17 protein-coding genes are annotated in these 19,575 nt (G+C 64.3%); 3 read left to right on the forward strand and 14 right to left on the reverse strand.

Annotated features, from left to right (window positions below; genetic code table 11):
• Positions 1-4: 4 nt before the first annotated feature.
• The 3 genes from ACFY9W_RS15075 (at position 5) to ACFY9W_RS15085 (ending at position 2,930) form a co-directional block, all read left to right on the forward strand.
• Positions 5-1,024, forward strand: a complete 1,020-nt coding sequence (locus ACFY9W_RS15075; protein WP_391131543.1) for a proline racemase family protein — start codon at positions 5-7, stop codon at positions 1,022-1,024.
• Between the two features lie 69 nt (positions 1,025-1,093).
• Positions 1,094-2,128 (forward strand): proline racemase family protein, encoded by a 1,035-nt coding sequence (locus ACFY9W_RS15080; protein ID WP_391131545.1) that lies wholly within the window; start codon positions 1,094-1,096, stop codon positions 2,126-2,128.
• A gap of 97 nt (positions 2,129-2,225) precedes the next feature.
• Positions 2,226-2,930 (forward strand): FCD domain-containing protein, encoded by a 705-nt coding sequence (locus ACFY9W_RS15085; protein WP_391131547.1) that lies wholly within the window; start codon positions 2,226-2,228, stop codon positions 2,928-2,930.
• A 426-nt stretch (positions 2,931-3,356) separates the two neighbouring features.
• Here ACFY9W_RS15085 and ACFY9W_RS15090 read toward each other — a convergent pair whose 3' ends face one another.
• The 14 genes from ACFY9W_RS15090 to ACFY9W_RS15155 form a co-directional block, all read right to left on the reverse strand.
• Positions 3,357-4,727, reverse strand: a complete 1,371-nt coding sequence (locus ACFY9W_RS15090; protein WP_391131549.1) for an MFS transporter — start codon at positions 4,725-4,727, stop codon at positions 3,357-3,359.
• A gap of 31 nt (positions 4,728-4,758) precedes the next feature.
• Positions 4,759-5,604 (reverse strand): TIM barrel protein, encoded by an 846-nt coding sequence (locus tag ACFY9W_RS15095; protein ID WP_391131552.1) that lies wholly within the window; start codon positions 5,602-5,604, stop codon positions 4,759-4,761.
• 54 nt (positions 5,605-5,658) lie between these two features.
• Positions 5,659-6,780 carry a tyramine oxidase subunit B gene (locus tag ACFY9W_RS15100; RefSeq protein ID WP_391131554.1) on the reverse strand — a complete coding sequence of 374 codons (1,122 nt, stop codon included), beginning with the start codon at positions 6,778-6,780 and terminating at the stop codon, positions 5,659-5,661.
• A 34-nt stretch (positions 6,781-6,814) separates the two neighbouring features.
• On the reverse strand, positions 6,815-8,089 hold the full coding sequence (locus ACFY9W_RS15105; protein WP_391131556.1) for an enolase C-terminal domain-like protein: 1,275 nt from the start codon (positions 8,087-8,089) through the stop codon (positions 6,815-6,817).
• A 1-nt stretch (position 8,090) separates the two neighbouring features.
• Positions 8,091-9,497, reverse strand: coding sequence for a DUF4147 domain-containing protein (locus ACFY9W_RS15110; RefSeq protein ID WP_391131558.1), 1,407 nt, complete (start codon positions 9,495-9,497; stop codon positions 8,091-8,093).
• 80 nt (positions 9,498-9,577) lie between these two features.
• Complete coding sequence (locus ACFY9W_RS15115) at positions 9,578-10,453, reverse strand: saccharopine dehydrogenase NADP-binding domain-containing protein (RefSeq protein WP_391131560.1); 876 nt, start codon at positions 10,451-10,453, stop codon at positions 9,578-9,580.
• Between the two features lie 75 nt (positions 10,454-10,528).
• Positions 10,529-11,560: a proline racemase family protein gene (locus ACFY9W_RS15120; protein ID WP_391131562.1), complete on the reverse strand. Its 1,032-nt coding sequence runs from the start codon at positions 11,558-11,560 to the stop codon at positions 10,529-10,531.
• Between the two features lie 6 nt (positions 11,561-11,566).
• Entirely contained in the window at positions 11,567-12,913 is a 1,347-nt protein-coding gene (locus ACFY9W_RS15125) for an FAD-dependent oxidoreductase (RefSeq protein WP_391131564.1), read from the reverse strand.
• A gap of 44 nt (positions 12,914-12,957) precedes the next feature.
• On the reverse strand, positions 12,958-13,623 hold the full coding sequence (locus ACFY9W_RS15130; RefSeq protein ID WP_391131566.1) for an ABC transporter permease subunit: 666 nt from the start codon (positions 13,621-13,623) through the stop codon (positions 12,958-12,960).
• Positions 13,624-13,634: 11 nt separating this feature from the next.
• Positions 13,635-14,306 (reverse strand): ABC transporter permease subunit, encoded by a 672-nt coding sequence (locus tag ACFY9W_RS15135; protein WP_391131568.1) that lies wholly within the window; start codon positions 14,304-14,306, stop codon positions 13,635-13,637.
• Between the two features lie 8 nt (positions 14,307-14,314).
• Positions 14,315-15,145 carry an ATP-binding cassette domain-containing protein gene (locus tag ACFY9W_RS15140; protein ID WP_391131571.1) on the reverse strand — a complete coding sequence of 277 codons (831 nt, stop codon included), beginning with the start codon at positions 15,143-15,145 and terminating at the stop codon, positions 14,315-14,317.
• Between the two features lie 44 nt (positions 15,146-15,189).
• Complete coding sequence (locus ACFY9W_RS15145; RefSeq protein WP_391131573.1) at positions 15,190-15,687, reverse strand: Atu1372/SO_1960 family protein; 498 nt, start codon at positions 15,685-15,687, stop codon at positions 15,190-15,192.
• 79 nt (positions 15,688-15,766) lie between these two features.
• Complete coding sequence (locus tag ACFY9W_RS15150) at positions 15,767-17,473, reverse strand: hydantoinase B/oxoprolinase family protein (RefSeq protein ID WP_391131575.1); 1,707 nt, start codon at positions 17,471-17,473, stop codon at positions 15,767-15,769.
• A 20-nt stretch (positions 17,474-17,493) separates the two neighbouring features.
• Positions 17,494-19,575, reverse strand: coding sequence for a hydantoinase/oxoprolinase family protein (locus tag ACFY9W_RS15155; RefSeq protein ID WP_391131577.1), 2,082 nt, complete (start codon positions 19,573-19,575; stop codon positions 17,494-17,496).

Here is a 19,575-nt window from a genome sequence, read left to right on the forward strand (position 1 = left end):
ACCCATGCGTTGGAAACAGACGCTTCAGCTGGCTGAGGTGCACTGCGAAGGCGAGATCGGCAAGGTCATCACCGGGGGCGTCATCGGCGTCCCGGGTGCCACCATGCTCGACAAGATGAACTACATCAACGAAGTCGACGACAGCCTGCGCCGCCTGGTGACGCTGGAGCCGCGCGGCTGCCTGCAGATGTCGGTCAACCTGTTGCTGCCGCCGACCCGGCCCGAGGCTCAAGCCGGCTTCATCGTGCTGCAGGCCGACAAGGCCCACCCGATGTCCGGCAGCAACTGCATCTGCGTGGTCACCGCCCTGCTCGAACTGGGCATGGTGCCCATACAGGAGCCGGAAACCACGGTAGTGCTCGACACGCCAGCAGGCCTGGTCACCGCTCGCGCCCAGTGCGCAGATGGCCGCTGCCTGAACGTGTCGCTGGACATGGTGCCGGCCTTTGTCGAGCACCTGGACCTGGCGATCGAAACCGAAGCCTTCGGCACGATCAAGATCGATGTGGCGTTCGGCGGTGTGTACTACGCGCTGATCGACGTTGAGCAAGTCGGGCTGTCGATTGCACCGGAAAATGCCCGGCAGCTGGCCGATGCTGGCGTAGCACTACGGGAGGTGATCAACCGGCAGTTGAACATCCAGCACCCGCTACTTCCGTCCGTGAACGAGGTGGCGTATGTGATGTTCCGCAACCGCCTGGATGATCGCACCTACCAGACGTGCACCACCCTGCCTCCTGGCCGGGTGGACCGCTCCCCTTGCGGTACCGGCAGCTCGGCCAACCTGGCCACGCTGGCCGCGCGCGGAAAGGTTCAGGCCGGCGACCACCTGGTCTCGCAGTCGACCATTGGCGGCCAGTTCCAGATTGCCCTGCTCGGCCATACAGAAGTCGGCGGCAAGCCGGCGGTACTGCCACGGGTGACCGGGCGAGCCTGGCTATACGGCCTTCAGCAGTTGGGGGTCGATCCGGATGATCCGCTGGCTGCTGGCTTCATGCTCAGCGACACCTGGGGAGAAGGCTGACCGCATTGCCCCTGCGCCGTGCCCGGGTGCCTGGGCACGGCTTTCTGATGCCCTCAACGGAGTAAAGCCATGCGTTTCAAGCAAGTGCTGTCTGTAGTGGATTGTCATGCCGAAGGTGAAAGCGGGAAGGTCATAGTCGGGGGTGTGGGCCAGGTGGCAGGCCATACCATGTTCGACAAACGGGTCCATCTGGAAACCCACATGGACCATATACGCAAACTGGTACTGTTCGAGCCGCGAGGCGCGGTTTGGCACAATGCCAACATCATTCTGCCCTCCAATCACCCCGAAGCAGACATGGGCTATGTGATCCTCGAGACGACCGAGTATCCCGCCATGTCGGGCTCAAACACCATGTGCGTGGCAACGGTACTGCTCGAAACCGGCATTTTGCCGATGCACGAGCCGGTGACACAGCTTACGCTCGAATCCCCGGCGGGGCTCATTCGCGTCAACTGCGAATGCAAGGGCGGCAAGGTCACCAGCGTGCGCCTGGTCAACCAGCCTGCGTTCTGCTACTACCGCGACCGCACCATTGAAGTAACAGGGCTGGGTACCGTTCGAGTCGACATCGTCTACGGTGGCATGACCTATGCCATGGTCGAGGCCGCAGACCTGGGTTTCAGCATAACCCCGTCCGAAGCCCGGGAACTGTGCGAAGTGGGGCAACGCATCAAGCAGGCGGCCGTTGAGCAACTGTCTGTAGAGCACCCGCTCAACCCGGCGATTCCGGGCATCACCAATACCGAGTTCATGGGCCCGCTGCGCCGTGAAAGCGGTGTACTCAGTGCCAGAAACTGCGTGGTCGTCTCACCGGGGCGCTGTGACCGCTCCCCTTGCGGCACCGGCTCCTCGGCGCGACTGGCGTTGCTGCACGCACGCGGGCTGATTGCGCCTGGTGAGTCATTCATCCATGAGTCGATCACCGGTAGCCGGTTCACCTGTAGTATCGAAAGCCTGGGCGAAGTCGGCCCCTACCCTGCGGTGATCCCCGCCATCGCGGGTCAAGCGTGGATTACAGGTTTCTATCAGATGGGCATAGACCCTACCGACCCTTATCCAGCGGGCTTCACATTGTCCGACACCTGGATGGAAAGCACCTGAACCCGCGACTGCCATGACTCATTGGGCGGCCGCCAGGAGTTGCACCATGACAAGGCCCGGCCTGTATGATACAGGCCAAAGCTGATGAGACCTGATGATGAGCAAAGATAATGATAAAGAAAGTGGCGTGCGTCGCCACAGTGGGCGCTACATCTATGAAGAGTTGCGCAAGCAGATCCTGACCCTGAAACTCAAGCCCGGGGTGCAACTTGACGAAGTATCGCTTGCCGCCCAGTTCGGCCTGTCTCGCTCCCCCGTGCGGGATGCACTGGCCCGGCTGATTACTGAAGGCCTGGTGGTCATCCTTCCGAACCGTACCACCTTGGTTACACCGTTCGAGATTGAAGAGTTCCCCAACTACATCTCTGCACTGGACCTGATGCAACGTGCGGTCACGCGCCTGGCAGCCACTCAACATCGCCCGGAAGACCTCGAAAAAATCCGCAAGGCCGACGCCGACTACCTCAAGGCAGTAACCACGGGTGACTTCCAGTCCATGTCGGAGTTGAACAAGGCCTTCCATATGGCCATTGCCCACGCCGGTCGCAACCCTTATTTCATCAACTACTACGAGCGCCTGTTGGGTGAAGGTCAGCGCCTGCTTCACCTGCACTTCGACCATATTGTAAGTACGGCAAGCACCCACAAACTGGGTCGCGACCACGACGAAATCATCAATGCCATCGCAGCACGCGATGCAGATGCCGCGGAAGCCGCTGCCCATGAGCACACCATGCTGTTCCAGCGGCGTTTTCTGGATTACATGCAGCAGAACCTTACAGCGCGCATGTCGGTGGTTTGAGATACGAGCAGTATCCACCCTGGCAGGCCTTTGGCCGTCCCGGCTGAACATCTGGATACCCCCTCCCGCATTGCTACCATAGAAAAAAAACGGCCCAGGCCGTAGTGCCAGTCAGTCAAGCCATTCGGGGCCGCTTTGCGGCCCATCGCCGGCAAGCCAGCTCCCACAGAGGCTGCACGTCACTTACTGATTTAGCAGGGACCCTGTGGGAGCGGGCAAGCCCGCGAACACCGGCGCAGCCGGTGCCATGCACCGCGTTGGATTCTTCGCGGGCAAGCCCGCTCCCACAGCGCCCGACATCAGTTTTCTGCGCGACAGTGCAGCCCAACGGGCTGGGCAATCCCCCACAGGGACTGCGCAAAGCTTAAGATCTGCGCGGCACCTGTGGGAGCTGGCTTGTCACCCGCCCTGTGCGTAACTCGAAAGCTATCTCTCGTCATCCGGCACATTCGACACTGCAGTCGTGGACGGCCCTCTCAGCGCATGGAGGCGCTTGCACTGAATGGCGATGACGGCAATCAAAGAGGGCAAGCACAGAAACAGGAAGATATGCGTGATCGACCAGTTCCAGCCCATCATCAAGGCCCCCGCACCCGCCCCCAGAATCGCCCCGGTACGGCCGATGCCGAAAACCCAGCTGACCCCGGTGGCGCGGATCGCCGTGGGGTAGAAATTGGTGGCCAGGGCAAAGCAGCCGGCATTCGCAGACATCATGAAGTAGCCCAGGCTGAACACCAGCACATAGAGGGCCCACGCATGCCCGGCCCAGATCGCGATCAGCAGTGACATCGCCGCACTGCCTGCGAACATCAGGCTGACCACGTTGTTCTGCTCCCAGCGGTCCATCTTCAGGCCGACGCTGAAATCGCCGACCGCCCCGCCCAGTTGCAGCACCGCGCCGATCAACGCGGCCTGGGAAAGGGTCATGCCCGCAGACTGCGCGGTGATCGGCAGCCAGTTGCTGAGCAGGTAAAGGTTGAGAAAGCCGGCAAACATCGCCAGCCAGATCATCAGCGACCCCAGGCGATACGGCCCCTTCAACACGCTGCCAAGGCCCTGGCGGGCTTTACCCAGGTCACTGTGCTCGGTGCTGATGGCCTGGGTTCGTGCATCGGCAGTGCCGGGGGCCAGGGCATTGATCGCGGCTACGATCTGCGCCTGGGGCTTGCCCGCCTGGATCATGAAGCGCAGCGACTCGGGCAACAGCGCCAACAAGGCCACGGCCAGCAGCAAAGGCAATACCCCACCGGCCACGAACACCGCCTGCCAGCCATAGTCCTCGATCAGGTACTCGCTGAGCAGCCCCCCCAAAGCCCCGCCCAGCCCGAACCCGCACCAGGTCGAGGTGACCAGGGTCGAGCGGCGCCGCAGCGGCGCGCACTCGGCCAGCAAGGTGGTGATGTTGGGCATGGTCGCGCCCAGCCCCACACCGGTCAGCAGGCGCGCAAGGGTCAGCATGGTCAGGTCCTGGGCGAACGCGCAGGCCAGTGACCAGAACCCGAAGAACGCCACCGAGAGGATGATCACCCAGCGCCGACCGAGGCGGTCGGCCAATGGGCCCGCACACAAAGACCCCAGCGACAACCCGACCAGGCCGCTCATCATCAGCGGCCCGAGCACCTGGCGCTGCAAGCCCCAATCCTGGATCAGCGCCGGCGCAATGAACCCCATCATCATCGTGTCGAAGCCGTCCAGTACCAGGATCAACAGCCCCAGCACGATGACCCGCCATTGCTGACGACCTATCGGTCGGGCATCCAGAAACGTATGCACATCCACTACATTCGACGCGCTCATCGCAAAGCCCTCGGCAGCGAACAGGAACGGGTTAGCGCAGGCGAGCGCCAACGAAAGGTGCGCAGCGCTCGATGCCGATACGCACGGTTTCTTCCGGGTCGCGCTTCCACCAGTCCAGCTCCGAGAACAGTTCGAGTTCGAACGGGCCGTCGTAGCCGATGTCGTCGAGCACGCTGCGCAGGCGGGCGAAGTCGATCACCCCATCGCCGACCATGCCGCGGTCCCGCAGGTTGCGGGTTTCGGCGAGCCAGTCGCACAGGTGGAAGGTGCTCAGGCGCTGCTTGCCGGTGCGGCGCAGCTCGGCTTCGAAATCCGGGTCCCACCAGCAATGGTAGGTATCGGCCACCATGCTGGTGTCGTCACCGAGCAGGTCGCACAGGTCGTTGGCATCCTTGATGCGGTTGAGCACACTGCGGCTCCCGGCATACATCGGGTGCAGCGGCTCCAGCCCCAGCTTCACCCCGACCTGACGCGCATGCGGGGTGAGTTCGGCAAGGGCGTCGCGAATGCGGGCGCGGTGCGCGGCGATGTCCTTCTCGCCGTCCGGCATCGCGCCAACCACCATGACCACGCAGGGCGCGCCGATCTGCGCGGCCTGGTCGAGGATCTTGCGGTTGGCCTCGATACCTTTGGCGATTCCGCCCGCCGAAGCCGCGTCGTTGAACCAGGCGCTGGTGCACAGGGACGCCACCCACATGTCGGCATCCTTAAGGTGGCGCGCGGTCTGGGCCACACCGTAGTCGTCCATGAAGTTGCGCCACACGGCGATGCCGCTGACACCCTGGCGGGCATAGCCATCGATGGCCTGGGGCATTGACCAGGACGGCGTGGTGATCTGGTTGATGGCAAAACGTGAAAGATCGAGCTGCTGCGTCATGGCAGGCTTCCTTTTGTCGTTCAGATACGGAGCATGGGTGCGTCTATCGCGGTACTAGCCCTGATGCGGCGCGTCCCAGAGGTTGAGCCTGGTGCCGATGCCATTGACGCTGGCGGTTTGCAGCACTTCATAGCCCCAGCTGATATCGAACACCGCCATGCCGCAGGCGATGAAGATCACGCGATCAGAGGCGCTGCTGCGGCCGGGCCTGACGCCGTTGACCACGTCGCCCAGGCCCGTGGACTCGGTCAGCGCCGGCAGCTTGCCGGCGTCGATCAGGCGGTACAGCGGGCCGCCGATCACGCCACTGTAGTAAGCGTCCTTGTTGCCGGACGCCACGGCGTCTTCCACGTACGCTTCGTGCAACTGGGTGTGGTCGTAGACGATGCGCGCGCTGGTGAGGAAGCTGTCGTCGGTGAGCACCGGCCCGGACACCAGCACGGTGGCACCGGCCTTGATCCATTCATCCTTGAAGTACAACGGCTTGAGCCGGGAGGCGGCCACGGTGATCACGTCGGCGTCACGGAAGCCCGTCTCCGTGTCGTCAGTACCCCGGGCGCGGATGCCGTGGGTTTCGCTTACCCAGGCAGCGAACTCGTTGGCCTTTTCGAGGAACAGGTCGAAGCACACCACTTCGTCGATGGAAGGCGTCTGGGTGATGATCGCCGAGAAGCATGCCTTGTTGATCGGGCCGCAGCCGACCACCGACAGCTTGCGGCTGCCCGGGTTGGCCAGGTGGCGGGCACCGACACCGGGCACCGCGCCGGTGCGCGCCGCGCTCAGCAGGTTGGCGGACATCAGCGCCAGCGGGGCGCCGGTATCCTTGTCATTGAGCATCATGGTCAGCACCGAGCGCGGCAGGCCCTTTTCCATGTTGGCGTGGTTCGAGCCGTACCACTTGTTGCCACACACATCGAAGCGCCCGCCCAGGTAGCCCGGCATCGCGGCGAAGCGGCGGTCGGGGCCGGCAACCGGCATGTTGGGGAACGGGCTTTGCTTGGGGAACACGATGTTCAGGCCGTGGCTGTTGTGGTTGGCGCCGCCCATCAGGTAGTCGCCCTTGCCCAGCAGGCTGAAGGTTTCTTCGCACACATCCACGCAACGCGCGGCATCCAGGACACCAGCGGCGATCATGTCGGCTTCGGACAGGTAGGTGAAATCGATCTTCGGATACATGGTGGTTTTCTCGCTACGAATGGGGAAGGAACAGTCAGAAGCGCAACAGCGGTTGGATATCGAACAAGCGGCAGCCTTGGTTGCGCGCACTGGCACGCATCAGGAAATTGAGTTTTTCGATCCGCTCGCCGGAACGCGGGGCGCCGTTCTTCTGAAACGGCACCTGCAGCCCGACCGAAAGGTCCATCACCACGTCATCCACCACCCCGCCCGAACGCCCGGAGGGCACTGCGATCATTCCGTGACGGGCAGCGAAGTGGTACGCATCCAGGGCTTCGGTGATGGTGCCGACCTGGTTGGGCTTGAGAATGAACCCGTCGACCGCGTTCAGCTCCAGGGCCTTCTGCAGGTACTCCAGGTTGGTGACGGTCAGGTCGTCGCCCAGGATCAGCGTGCGCGGCAGCGCGCGCTTGGCCTGCTGGTAGCCGTCCCAGTCGTTCTCGTCGAGCAGGTCCTCGATGAACACAAAATCGAATTGCTCGGTCAGTTGCCGGGTGTATTCGATCAACGCCTGCGCACTGACCCGCTGGCCCTTAAGCAGGTAGGTGGCACTGGCCTTGTCGTAGAACTCGCTGGACGCGCAGTCCAGGGCAAAGGCGATGGCGCCGCGGTGAGGCGTGCGCTCGATGGCCTGCTGCATAAGCCGCAGTACCACTTCAGGGTCGTCCGATGGCGCGGCGTAACCATACGAACTGGCCACCGCCGGCTTGTGCCCCAGGTACTCGGTGAGCACTTCGTTGAGTGCCTGGAACACTTCGACGGCCATCTCGACCGCATGGTCGACGCTGTCGGTCTTGTACGGGACGATCAGGAACTCGTTGAACGCCTGGGTAAAGTCACTGTACTTGCCGCCGTTGATCACGTTGAAGCACGGTACCGGCACGGTCTGGATCGCGCCGCCGGCGATGTGGTTGTAAAGCGGGATGCGCTTGGCGTCGGCCGCGGCGCGGAACACCGCAATCGAGGTCGAATAGATAGCGTTGCCGCCAAGCACGTGTTTGTCGGCGGTGCCGTCCAGGTTGATCATCACCTGGTCGATGGACCGCTGGTCATGGATGTCCAGGCCAACGATGGCCGGGGCGATCACCTTGACCACGGCCTCGACCGCCTTGTGCACGCCGAGGCCGCCGTAGGACGACAAGTCGCCATCGCGCAGCACGAACGCCTCATGCATGCCGACCGAGCTGCCGGTGGGCGCCGCACCACGGCCCACGGCCCCGCTTTCGGTGCGGACTTCGACTTCGACGGCCGGGCGGCACTTGCAGTCGATGATCTGCTGGGCGATTACCGAAACGATCTTGTCGGCCATGTCATTGACCCTCCACGGCAGGCACGTAAACGATATTGAGGTCACACAGGTTGGTGCCGGTGTTGCCGGTGAAAATGGCGCAGTTAATGGCCTTGAGCGCCTCGAAGGTGCTGTGCTCACGCAGTGCCTGATAAAGGTTGATGCCTTGGGCCGAGGCTGCCGCGAGGCTCTGCGAGTCGGTGATGCCGCCTGCGACCTGGGTGGTGCCGTCGGTGCCTTCGCTGTCGATCGACAGCAGGCAGGCACCTGGCGCCTTGGCGGCGGCGATGGCGAAGCCCACTGCCATTTCCTGGCCGGGCCCGCCGTGGCCTTTGATCACCGCGTTGTCGAGAATCTGCGTGGTGACCTCGCCGGAGCTGAGCAGCACGCACGGTGGCTTGATCGGGTTGCCGTAGGCCTGGATCTCACGGGCCATCGATGCCATGAACGTGCCGGCATCGCGGCTTTCACCTTCAAGGAACGAGGACACGATCAACGCCGGGATGCCCATGGCTTCACAGGCTTGCCGGGCGTAGATGCAGGAGTCCGGCAGGGTGTTGAGCAGGTAGTAGGTATTGTCCGGGAACGCCTTGGGCGTTTCGCCTTCGGGCCCGACCTTGGCGAGGTAGTCGACGATGCTTTTGGGCATCTTGTCGGCCAGGTTGAAATTGACGATGGTCGCCCGCGCATCGTCCAGGGTGGTGGCGTCCGGGCCGATGGGGGTGCTCTTGTAGGCCTTGTACGGCTCGCCGATATCACCGGTGGCCGGCGTGCCGACCGCGTCGCTGATGCCAATGCCAATCAGCTCGGCGCCGATGTCCTGGATACGCTTGGCCAGCATGCCGCCGTTAAGGGCCGAGATGTGCCGGCGCACGGCATTGATCTCGTAGATGCCCGCGCCCGACTTGAGCATCACGTCGGTGGCATCGATCTCATCCTGCAGGCTTATCCCGTCACGCGGGCACGACATCAGCGCAGAGCTGCCGCCGCTGATGACCGCGATAAACAGGTCATCCTGGTTCGCCTGCTCGACGATGCGGATGATTTCGCGGGAGGCGCGGTAGCCCTCCTCGTTGGGCAGCGGGTGCCCGCCAACATGCACCTCGGTCTTGTTGAAGCGGTCGCTGGCTTCGTGGATCTTGACGATGGCGATGCCACGGGTAAGGCGGTCGCCCAGCACATGGTCGACGGCCATGGCCATGTGGTTGCAGGCCTTGCCCGCGCCGAACAGGTACACATTGCGCTTCTTGCTCAGGTCCCAGCTACGGCTGCCGACGTGCAGCACGTCGCCGTCCAGGCGCATGATGCTGCGAATGCGCTCGTAGCCGTCCAGCCGCACCAAGGTCTGGTCGGCAATCTCGAGCACGACCTGACGCGACGTGATGTCGCCCCCTTCCAGCAAATCCCTGAAATTTCGAATCTTCTTCATTTCAATTCCTGCAGTCAGCGTTACGTACATCGGAATGTTCATCGCTCAGAAGCCCCGCCGCCTGGGCGGGGGACGGCGGTTCACGCAGGCTCGACCAACCCGAGCAACTCGCTGGGGAAGAGCATTTCGCGAATCGCCGAATCGTCCGTGCGCAGGTGCTCGGCGACCTGGGTCAGGCCGAAGAAGTCGAAGAACAGCGGCGTCTGCAGAATCAGCATGTCGTAGCCCGGCTGAACCTTCAGGCCCTTGTGCATTGCGGCCTGCAACAGTGGCGTGGGCTGGTTCTTCATGAGGATGTCGCAGACCTGGGTGCCAGGCTGCAGCGAGGCCACCGGCAGCGGCAGCGGGTCATCGCGCTTCAGGCCCAACGGTGAGGCATTGATGACCAGGTCGAAGCCTCCCGGGTCGTTGCTCAGGGCGGCCACCGCCGGCACGTCGAAGTGCTCGCGGATGGCGGCGGTCACCTGCAGCGCCTTGGCCTCATCCGGGTCGAACACGGCAATCTCGGCCGAGCCGCCAGCGGCCAGCGAGGTGGCGATGGCCGAACCGGCTCCGCCAGCGCCGATGATCAGCACGCGCTTGCCCGCATAGGGCATCTGGTAGCGTTCGAGCGAACTGACGAAGCCCAGGCCGTCGAACAAGGCGCCTTCCAGGCTGCCATCGGCATTACGCCGAATGGCGTTCACCGCATTGGCGGTGTTGGCGATCTTGCTGCGTTTGTCGACCAGCCCGGCGGCGTCGGTCTTGTGCGGGATCGACAGCACCATGCCGGCAGTGGTTTTGGAGCGGAACAGCGCCCGCACCGTATCGACCAGGTCTTGCGGGGCAACCTGCAACGGCACCATGACCGCATCGACGCCGCACAAAGGCAGGACCTTGTTGAAAATTTCGGGCGTGCGGACCTGCTCGATGGGGTCGGCCACCATAAAAAAGACGCGAGTGTTCCCAGTAGTCATTGAAGACTCCTCAAAAAAGCGGAATAAGGGTGTGCCGGCCCCCAGGCAACCCATGCCTGGGGGCGCTGCGGCAGGTCAGGACGCCGGGAAGCCTTCGCCCCAGGTGTCGCTGAGCATGAAGCCACCGGCCAGCGGGTCGTGCGGGTCGACGCCGTGCTGTTCGATGCTGTAGATCCACGCCCGGCCCTGTACGCGCGGCAACACGGCAGGCTTGCCGGCCACTTCGCTGGTGCCCAGCATCTGCACCTTGAACTCGCTGCCGATGATCGAGTGGGAGGTGAGCTGGCTGCCGGTTTCAACCAGCCCGCGCGCGGCCAGGGTGGCCAGGTTGGCCGAGCTGCCGGTACCACACGGGGAACGGTCGACACGCCCTGGCGGCAGCGTGGTGCAGGTCTGGTAGGCGCTGTCGCCGACCCGGTTGCGGAACATCACGTAGGCCACCTTGTCGATCTGCGGATACAGCGGGTGCTGCACGCTGAACTGGCGGTTGATCTGCTCGCGCAGGGCCACGCCCAGGTCGGCCAGCTGCCGGGCATGCTGCGGCTCGATGCTCAGGCCGGTCTGCGCCACGTCCACCAGCGCGTAGTACACGCCACCGAAGGCCAGGTCGGCCTTGATCACGCCGTGCTCGGCGGTTTCGACCTGGATGTCCAGTTGCTCGACGAATGCCGGCACCATGTCCAGCGACACGCTGAGGCAGCGGCCGTCCTTGCAGGTGGCACGCGCCGTCACCAGGCCCGCCGGGGTGTCCAGCACCACGGTGGTTTGCGGTTCCTGCATCGGCACCATGCCCAGCTCCAGCAGGGTGGTGACCACGCAGATGGAGTTGCTGCCCGACATGGGGTGGGCCTTGTCCGACTGCAGCACGATGAAGCCGGCATGGGCGTCCGGGTGGGTCGGGGGCAACAGCAGGTTCACCGACATCTGCAGGCAGCCGCGTGGCTCAAGGGTCACCAGCTTGCGCAGGCTGTCGTCGACTTCGTTGATGTAGTTCATCTTGTCGAGCATGGTCTTGCCCGGAATATCCACCACACCGCCGGTAATCACCTTGCCGATTTCGCCTTCGCAGTGCACACCTACGATCTGAAGCGATTTATTCCAACGCATGATGTTCTACCTCTGAAGGTTTTCGCTGAAGCGTTTGTAGTCCGGGTTGCCCTGGGACGGGTCGCCGCCAAAGCGGTAGGCACTGAACGGCTGGAGGTCGAGCTGCGGTTCGCGGCCCGCGACCAGGTCACCGATCAGGCGGCCGGTGGTCGCCCCCAGGGTCAGGCCCAGCTGGCCATGCCCTACTGCCATGAACACGTTGGGCAGGCGCCGGCAGCGGTCGATGATCGGCTTGGTGTCGGGCAGCAACGGGCGATAGCCGACGCCGAACTCGACGTTGTCGGTGTGCATCTGCGGCAGCAGGCGCTTGGCCTTGGCGAGGATGATCTGCGCACGCTTGAAGTTGGGCTGGGTGCTGTTGCCGCCGAACTCGATGGTGCCGCCGATCTGCAGGCCGCGGGTCATCGGGGTGAAGCAGAAGCCGCCGTCGCCATAGATGACCGAGTGGTTGAACGACACCCCGGCATCGCGCACCAGCGCCTGGTAACCGGCCACGGGCTGCAGCGGCACGTTGACCCCCAGTTGCCCGAAGAACGCCCGCGCCCCGGCGCCGGCCGCGAGCACCAGCTGCCCGGCGGGAATGCGCTCGCCGCTTTCCAGGGTTACCCCGGTGGCGCGCCCGCCCGCTTCGTCCAGCCGCGCGACCTTGGCCCGCACGCGGCGGCCGCCCTGGGCCAGGAACCGCTCGGTGAGCGCCACCATGAAGCCCTCGGTATCGCTGACGAACCGCCACTGCGGCAGCAGGATGCCGTGGGCGAACTTGCCCGCCAGCAGCGGCTCCAGGTCGCCAATCTCGGCGCCGTTGAGCACCTGGCTGTCAAAGCCCAGCGAGCGGCGGATTTCATTGTGGCCACGCTCGTGTTCCACCCCGGCCTGGCTGTCGAACACCTGCAGGATCGGGCGCTGCACCACCAGGCCGCGGGCTTCCAGGCCTTCGAGCAACCGGCCGTAGTCGGTCAGCACATGGTGGGTCAGCGAGGCCATGGCCGTGGCAATCTCCTGGATGCGCGCATGCCGTGCATTGCCCAGAAACCGCAGGAACCACGGCAGCAACGCTGGCAGCGCCGCCGGGCGCAGGGCCAGCGGGCCGGTCTGGTCGAGCAGCCACCCCGGGATCTTCTTCAGGATGCCCGGTTTGGACAGCGGGATGATCTCGCCCAGCGAAAGCTGCCCGCAGCTCCATTTGGCGGTGCTGTCGCCCGGTGCGGCCGGGTCGATCAGGGTCACCTGGTGGCCATCGCGCTGCAGGTACAGCGCGCAGCAGATCCCCACGATGCCACCGCCCACCACCAGCGTGGTGCCCTTGTGCGGGGCGGCTCGAGCCGCATCTTGCGAAGGTATGTCAGTGTTCAACTCAAGCACTCCCATGCAACGAAACAGGTCAGTCAACGACACGATCAGTAGGCGTAGCGGCGCAACATGCGCTGCTCGACCAGCCCGACCAGGCGCGTCAACGGGAAAGCGATGGCGAAATAGATCAGCCCGGTAATGGTGAGGAACTCGATGGGCCGCGCCGTGCTGTTGGAGATGTTCTGGCCAACGAACATGAGGTCGGCAACCCCCACCGAGGAGATCAGCGCGCTCTCCTTGAACAGGCTGACCACGTTCGACAGCAGCGGTGGCACAGCGCGCAGCAAGGTCTGCGGGAAGATCACGTACAGCGTCTTGACCGAGCGGTTCAGGCCCAGCGCCACGCAGGCGTCATGCTGCTCGCTGGCGATCGACTTGAGTGCGCCGCGGAACGTCTCGCAGGTGATCGCCGCCATGTACAGGGTCAGCGCAATGGCCACCGAGGCGTAAGCCGGGATCGCCAGGCGGAACACCACCGGCAGGCAGAAGAACACCCAGAACAGCTGGATGAGCAACGGCGTGCCGCGGAAGAACTCGACATACAGCGTCACCGGCCAGGTGACCCAGCGCGACGGCGAGCGTTTCAGCAGGCTCAGGATAAAACCGATCAGGCTCCCCAGCAGCGCGCAGCCGAAGGTGAAGGCCACCGTCAGCGCCAGGCCTTCGAGCAGCACGCTCCAGAACGGCAGTACCGCGGAAAAATTCAGCTCCATGGTCGCCCCCTTCAACGCTGCATCGCAGCGTCCTGACGACGCTCGATCATGTTGGCCAGTTTCGAAATCGGCAGCGACAGGGCGAAGTACACCAGCGCCACCACCGAATAGGTTTCCAGGGGCCGGTAGGCGTCGGTCGCCAGGCCCTTGGCCACGTACATCAGGTCGGAAATCGCCACGATCGCCACCAGCGCGCTTTGTTGCAGCGAACCGATCCCGTTGGTCAGCAGCACCGGCAACGCCGAGCGCAACGCCTGCGGCAGCACCACGTAGAAGGTCCGGTGGAACGGCTTCAGGCCCAGTGCCGTGCACGCATCCAGGTGCTCGCGGGGCACCGCCTGCACACCGGCGCGGTACGCCTCGGCGTTGAACGCGGTGAGGTTCAGGCCCAGGGCCAGGATGCCCATGACCATCGGGTCGATGAACACATCCACCATCATCGGGATGCAGTAGAAGAACCAGACGATCTGCAGCAGCGCCGGGGTGCAGCGGAAGAACTCGATGAACAGTTGCGCCGGCCAGCGCAGGATCGCCCAGCGGCTCATCACCAGCAGGCACAGCAGAAAGCCCAGCACCAGGCCCATCAGGTTGGCGGCCAACGCCAGCTGGATGGTCACCTTCAGGCCTTCGAGCAGCACGCCGACACTGTTCTGCAAGAACGCAAAATCAAATTCGTAATGCATGGCCTGTCTCACTCCAGATGAAGGACTTTCTCCAGGAATTCCCGGGTCCGTGGCTGCTTGGGCGACTTGAACATCTGTGCTGGCGGGCCCTGCTCGACCACCTTGCCATTGGCGCAGAACACCACACGCGTGGCGATGTCGCGGGCAAAGTGCATGTCATGGGTGACGATGATCATCGCCATCTTCTGCTCGGCCAGCTGCAGCATCACGTTCTGCACCTCGATGACCATTTCCGGGTCCAGCGCCGAGGTCACCTCGTCGAACAGCATCAGCTTGGGCTCGAGCATCAATGCGCGGGCGATGGCCACGCGCTGCTTCTGGCCACCGGACAACTGGCTGGGGTAGGCGTGCAGCTTGCTTTCCAGCCCCAGGCGCGCCAGGTACTTGCGGGCGCGCTCGGTGGCTTCGACCTTGGTCAGCCCGGCGATCTTCACCGGCGCCAGGATCAGGTTGCTGAGCACCGACAGGTGCGGGAACAGCGTGTAGTGCTGGAACACCATGCCGATCTGCTTCTGCAGGCGGGCGTCGATGCGCGGGCGGTCCTTGCCGGCACCGTTGATGTACGGCTGGCCCTGGAAGCTGATCTGGCCACGCTGGATGTCATCCAGGCCCATCATCACCCGCAGCAGCGTGCTTTTGCCGCTGCCGCTCGGGCCGATGATCACCAGGCGGTCGTCGGCGCGCATGTCCAGGTTCAGGCCGTCCATGACCACCAGGCTTTCGCCGTACGATTTGTACACTTCACGGAACTGGACGAAGTCGCCAGTCGCCGTCAACGGGGTAACACCCTGGGCGGTAAGAGGTGAGGTAGCCACAGCTTTGATTTCCGTAGAGAACATGGGATTTTCCTCGCAGCGCAACGCGCCTGATGGAACCGACCGTTTCAGCGCGCCGGCGTCAGCGATGCCTCGCTGCTGGCCAGTTCGAAAATGGCCTCGACTTCCACGGCGACATTGCGCGGCAGCGAGCTGCAGCCGACGGCTGCACGCGCATGCCGGCCGGTCTCGCCGAGCACGCTGATGATCAGGTCGGAAGCACCGTTGAGCACCTTGGGGTGGTCGGCAAAACCGGGTACTGCGTTGACGAAGCCGCCGAGGCGCACACAACCGGCCACCTTGGCGAAATCGCCAGCGACGAAACGATCCACCTGCACCAGGATGTTCAATGCACACAGCTGTGCAGCCGCCTGGCCCTGCTCCAGCGAGAGATCGCTCCCCAGTTGCCCGACATAGCGGTCGACGCCACCGGCAACGGGCACCTGCCCGGACACATACAGCAGGTTGCCGACCTGACGAGTCGCGGCGAAATTGGCGCCTGGCTTGGGTGCATCAGGGTACTCATGCCCCAGCGCTGCCAGTCGTTGCTTCAATGTTTGAGCCATTTGACCACCCTTGCTTGTTGTTCTTGTTTGCGTTCAATGGGCGCGGCAGCTGCCTGCCGCGCCTTGCCCCGGCTGGCCGTCAGCGCGCCCGGGAGTGCGCCCGGTCGAGCTTGCCGTTGGCAAACACCACGCCGTGGTGGAGCTCGGCATAGGCCTGGGTGATCTTGCCGTTGGCCAGGTCCTGCTCGATCAGCTCGAAGCTGCGCTTGAGCGGGTCGCCATAGCCGCCGCCACCGGCCTGTTCGTGGCGGATGACCGCGTCACGGCCCAGGTTCATGGTGAACTTGCTCGGCAGCGGCTGCAGTTCGTTGTTGACCCGCAGGTAGTTCGCCGAACAGGCGCCCGGCTTGCCCCCGAACAGCCCGTAAGGGGCATGCACGGCGCGGTCGGAGCGAATCTGCGCAACCACGTCCCTGGACAGGATGCGGTACTCGCGCACCAGGCCCAGGCCACCGCGGTACTCGCCAGCACCACCGGAGTCGGTGGCGAAACCGTAGGCTTCCATGACGATGGGGTAGCGCGCTTCCAGCGTCTCGATCGGCATGTTCGACATGTTCTGCGACGGGTTGGTGACCCCTTCGATGCCGTCCTTGTTGTGCCGGCCGCCCCAGGCGCCGTTGATCATGTCGACCAGGATGTACGGCTCGATGGAGTTCTCCACGTAGCCGCTCAGGGCGATCACGGTGTTGCCGCCCTCGCCGGCCGCCATCACCTTCTTCGGTGCGATCTGCGCCACCGCGCCCAGCACGCAGTCGACCACGCGGTAGCCGGTCAGGGCCCGTGCAGCCACCGGCGCCGGCATGTTCGGGTTGAGGATCGAACCTTGCGGGGCGGTGATGTCGATGCAGCGGTACACCCCGGCGTTGTTCGGCACATCGGCGTCCAGCGCGCAGCGGATGCTGAGGTAGGTGGCCGATTTGACGAACGACAGCGTCGAGTTGATCGCGCCACGCACTTGTGGCGAAGAGCCGGCGAAGTCGACCGAAAGGCGGTCGCCCTTGACGGTCACGGCGCACTTGATCGGGATCGGGGTTTCGCAGAAGCCGTCGTTGTCGATGTGGTCGAGGAACTCGTAGGTGCCGTCCGGCCAGGCTTGAATGGCCTTGCGGGTCAGGCGCTCGCCGTAGTCGAGCAGCTCGTCGAAGTAGTCGCGCAGGCCCTGCTCGCCGTAGCGGTCGAACAGGCGAACCAGCTCACGTTCACCGATATTGCAGGTGGCCAGCTGCGCGCCCAGGTCGCCCAGCACCAGGTCCGGCAGGCGCACGTTCTTCTTGATGATCTCGAACAGCGTCTCGTTTTCTTCACCGGCCTTGTACAGCTTGGTCGGCGGGATGCGCAGGCCTTCCTGGTAGATCTCGGTGGAGTCGGCAGCGTTGGAGCCCGGCACGCGCCCGCCCACGTCGCAGTGGTGGGCGATCACCACCGAGAAGCCCTGCAGGCGACCTTTGAAGAAGATCGGCTTGAACATGAAGATGTCCGGCAGGTGCATGCCACCTTCATAGGGGTCGTTGAGGATGATCACATCGCCCGGCGCCACATTGTCGGCGTACTTGGCGATGATCACATCGATCGCATCAGGCACCGCGCCCAGGTGCAGGGCCACGGTCTTGGCCTGGGCCAGGATGCGGCCGGAGGCGTCGCACATGGTGACCGAATAGTCGAGCACGTCACGGATGATTGGCGAACGCGCGGTACGCATCACCGCGAAGGCCATATCGTCGACGATGGTGTCGAGGGCGTTCTTGACGACGGCGAACGTGATTGGGTCAACGTTACGTTGTGTCATGGCTATCTATTCCTCAAATATCAGGCCAGGGTGGCGATTACGCTGCCGATCGAGTCGACGGTGGCGCGCCAGCGAGGTGGAATGACGATGGTGGTGTCGGTGCTTTCGAGGATCACCGGGCCGACGACCTCGCCGGTCAACGCTGCACGCGGCAGGATGGGGGTATCGACCCAGCCGCTCTGGCGATCGAAGTACACCTTGCGGGTGCTCGCTTCAGCGGCCTGGACCGTGCCCTTGCGGGTGCGCAGGTCATTGAAGTCGAGGGTCTTGGTCGCAACGCCACGGGCCAGCAGGCGCAGGCTGGCGCACTCGATGGAATCCTTGGAGGCGTAGCCGTACATCGCGGTGTAGGCGGCCAGGAAGTCGCTGCGCAGTTGTGCGCGGGCCGACTCGTCGAGCTTGGCCGGCACGCGCACCGGCAGTTCGTAGTCCTGGCCACGGAAGCGCATGTCGAGGTCGAAGACGTACTCGATGCGGTCGGCGCTGTAGCCTTCGGCGGCCAGGGCCTCCTGGGCCTGGGCGCGCATCCTGGCGACTTGCTGCTCGAGCGCGGCCAGGTCGAGGTTGTCGAGCTGCTGCAACGACGGGTGCACGAAGTAGCGCTCCACCGCACCGGCCAGCATGCCCATGGCGGTGAACACACCCGGCGCGGCCGGGAACACCACGCGCTTCATGTCCAGCGCGCGGGCCAGGTCACAGGCATGCACCGGGCCCGAGCCACCGAAGGCAGTCAGGGTGAAGTCACGCGGGTCGACGCCGCGCTCGACGGTGACCGCCTTGATGGTGCGCGCCATGTTGACGTTGACCACCTCGCGGATGCCCACCGCGGCCTCCTCGACGCTGATGCCCAGCGGGCCAGCCAGCAAGGTTTCGACCGCATCGCGGGCCGCACCGATGTTCAGTTGCATGGTGCCGCTGGCCAGGCTCTGCGGCAGGAAGCCGAGGATTGCGTTGGCGTCGGTCACGGTGGGTTTTTCACCGCCGATGCCGTAGCACACAGGGCCCGGGAAGGCACCTGCAGACACCGGGCCGACGTTGAGCAGGCCACCGGCATCGAGCCAGGCGATGGAGCCTGCACCACTGCCGACCTCGGCCACGTCGATGGTCGGCACGCGCATCATGTAGCCGCCAGCCTTGATGAAGCGGCTTGGGGTGGAGATGCCGGCGCGGAACTCGTACTCGTTGGTACGCGCCAGTTCGCCGTTGTGAATCAGCGACGCCGAGGCGGTGGTGCCGCCCATATCGAAGACCACCAGGTCCTTGTCGTTACGCGCCTGGCCCAGACGGCCAGCACCGACCACCCCGGCCGAGCGGCCCGAGGAGATGAAGAACACCGGGGTGTCCTGGGCGATGGCGGCGCTGGACAGGCCGCCATTGGAGTTGCTGACCAGCAGCGGTGCCTTCACGCCGATGCGCTTGAGGCCCGATTCCAGGCGTTGCAGGTAGGTGCGCAGGGCCGGCAGCACGTAGGCGTTGACCACGGTGGTGGAGGTGCGCTCGTACTCGCGCATCTCAGGCAGCACCGAAATCGAGGCGGTCACGCTGATGCCTGGGAAGTGCTGCTGGAAGGCTTCCAGGGCAGCCGCTTCGTTGGCCTTGTTCTTGTACGAGTTGATGAAGCAGATGGCGACCGACTCGACGCCTTCGCTCTGGAAGAAGCGACCGGCCTGCAGCACTTCGTCGATCGGGGTGGCACGCAGCACTTCGCCGGTGGCCAGCACACGCTCGTCGATCTCGTAGCGGTAGCGGCGCTCGACCAGCGGGACGGGCTTGTCCCAGGACAGGTCGAACATGGTCGGCGTACGCACCCGACCGATTTCCAGGACGTCACGGAAGCCCTTGGTGGTGATCAGGCCGCATTTGGCGCCGACCTTCTGCAACATGGTGTTGGAGCCGACCGTGGTGCCGTGCAGCACCTCGGTGACGTCGCTGGTGGCAAGCCCGGCTTGCTCCAGGATGCGTGCCACACCCGTCAGCACGGCCTCTTCGGGGGCGGCCGGGGTGGACGAGACCTTCGTGAAAGTGACCTGCCCTTCGTCATCGAGCAAAACCAGGTCGGTGAACGTGCCACCAATATCAACGCCAATGCGTGCGCTTGCCAT

Source organism: Pseudomonas sp. NPDC008258, assembly GCF_042956345.1.
Classification (GTDB): domain Bacteria; phylum Pseudomonadota; class Gammaproteobacteria; order Pseudomonadales; family Pseudomonadaceae; genus Aquipseudomonas.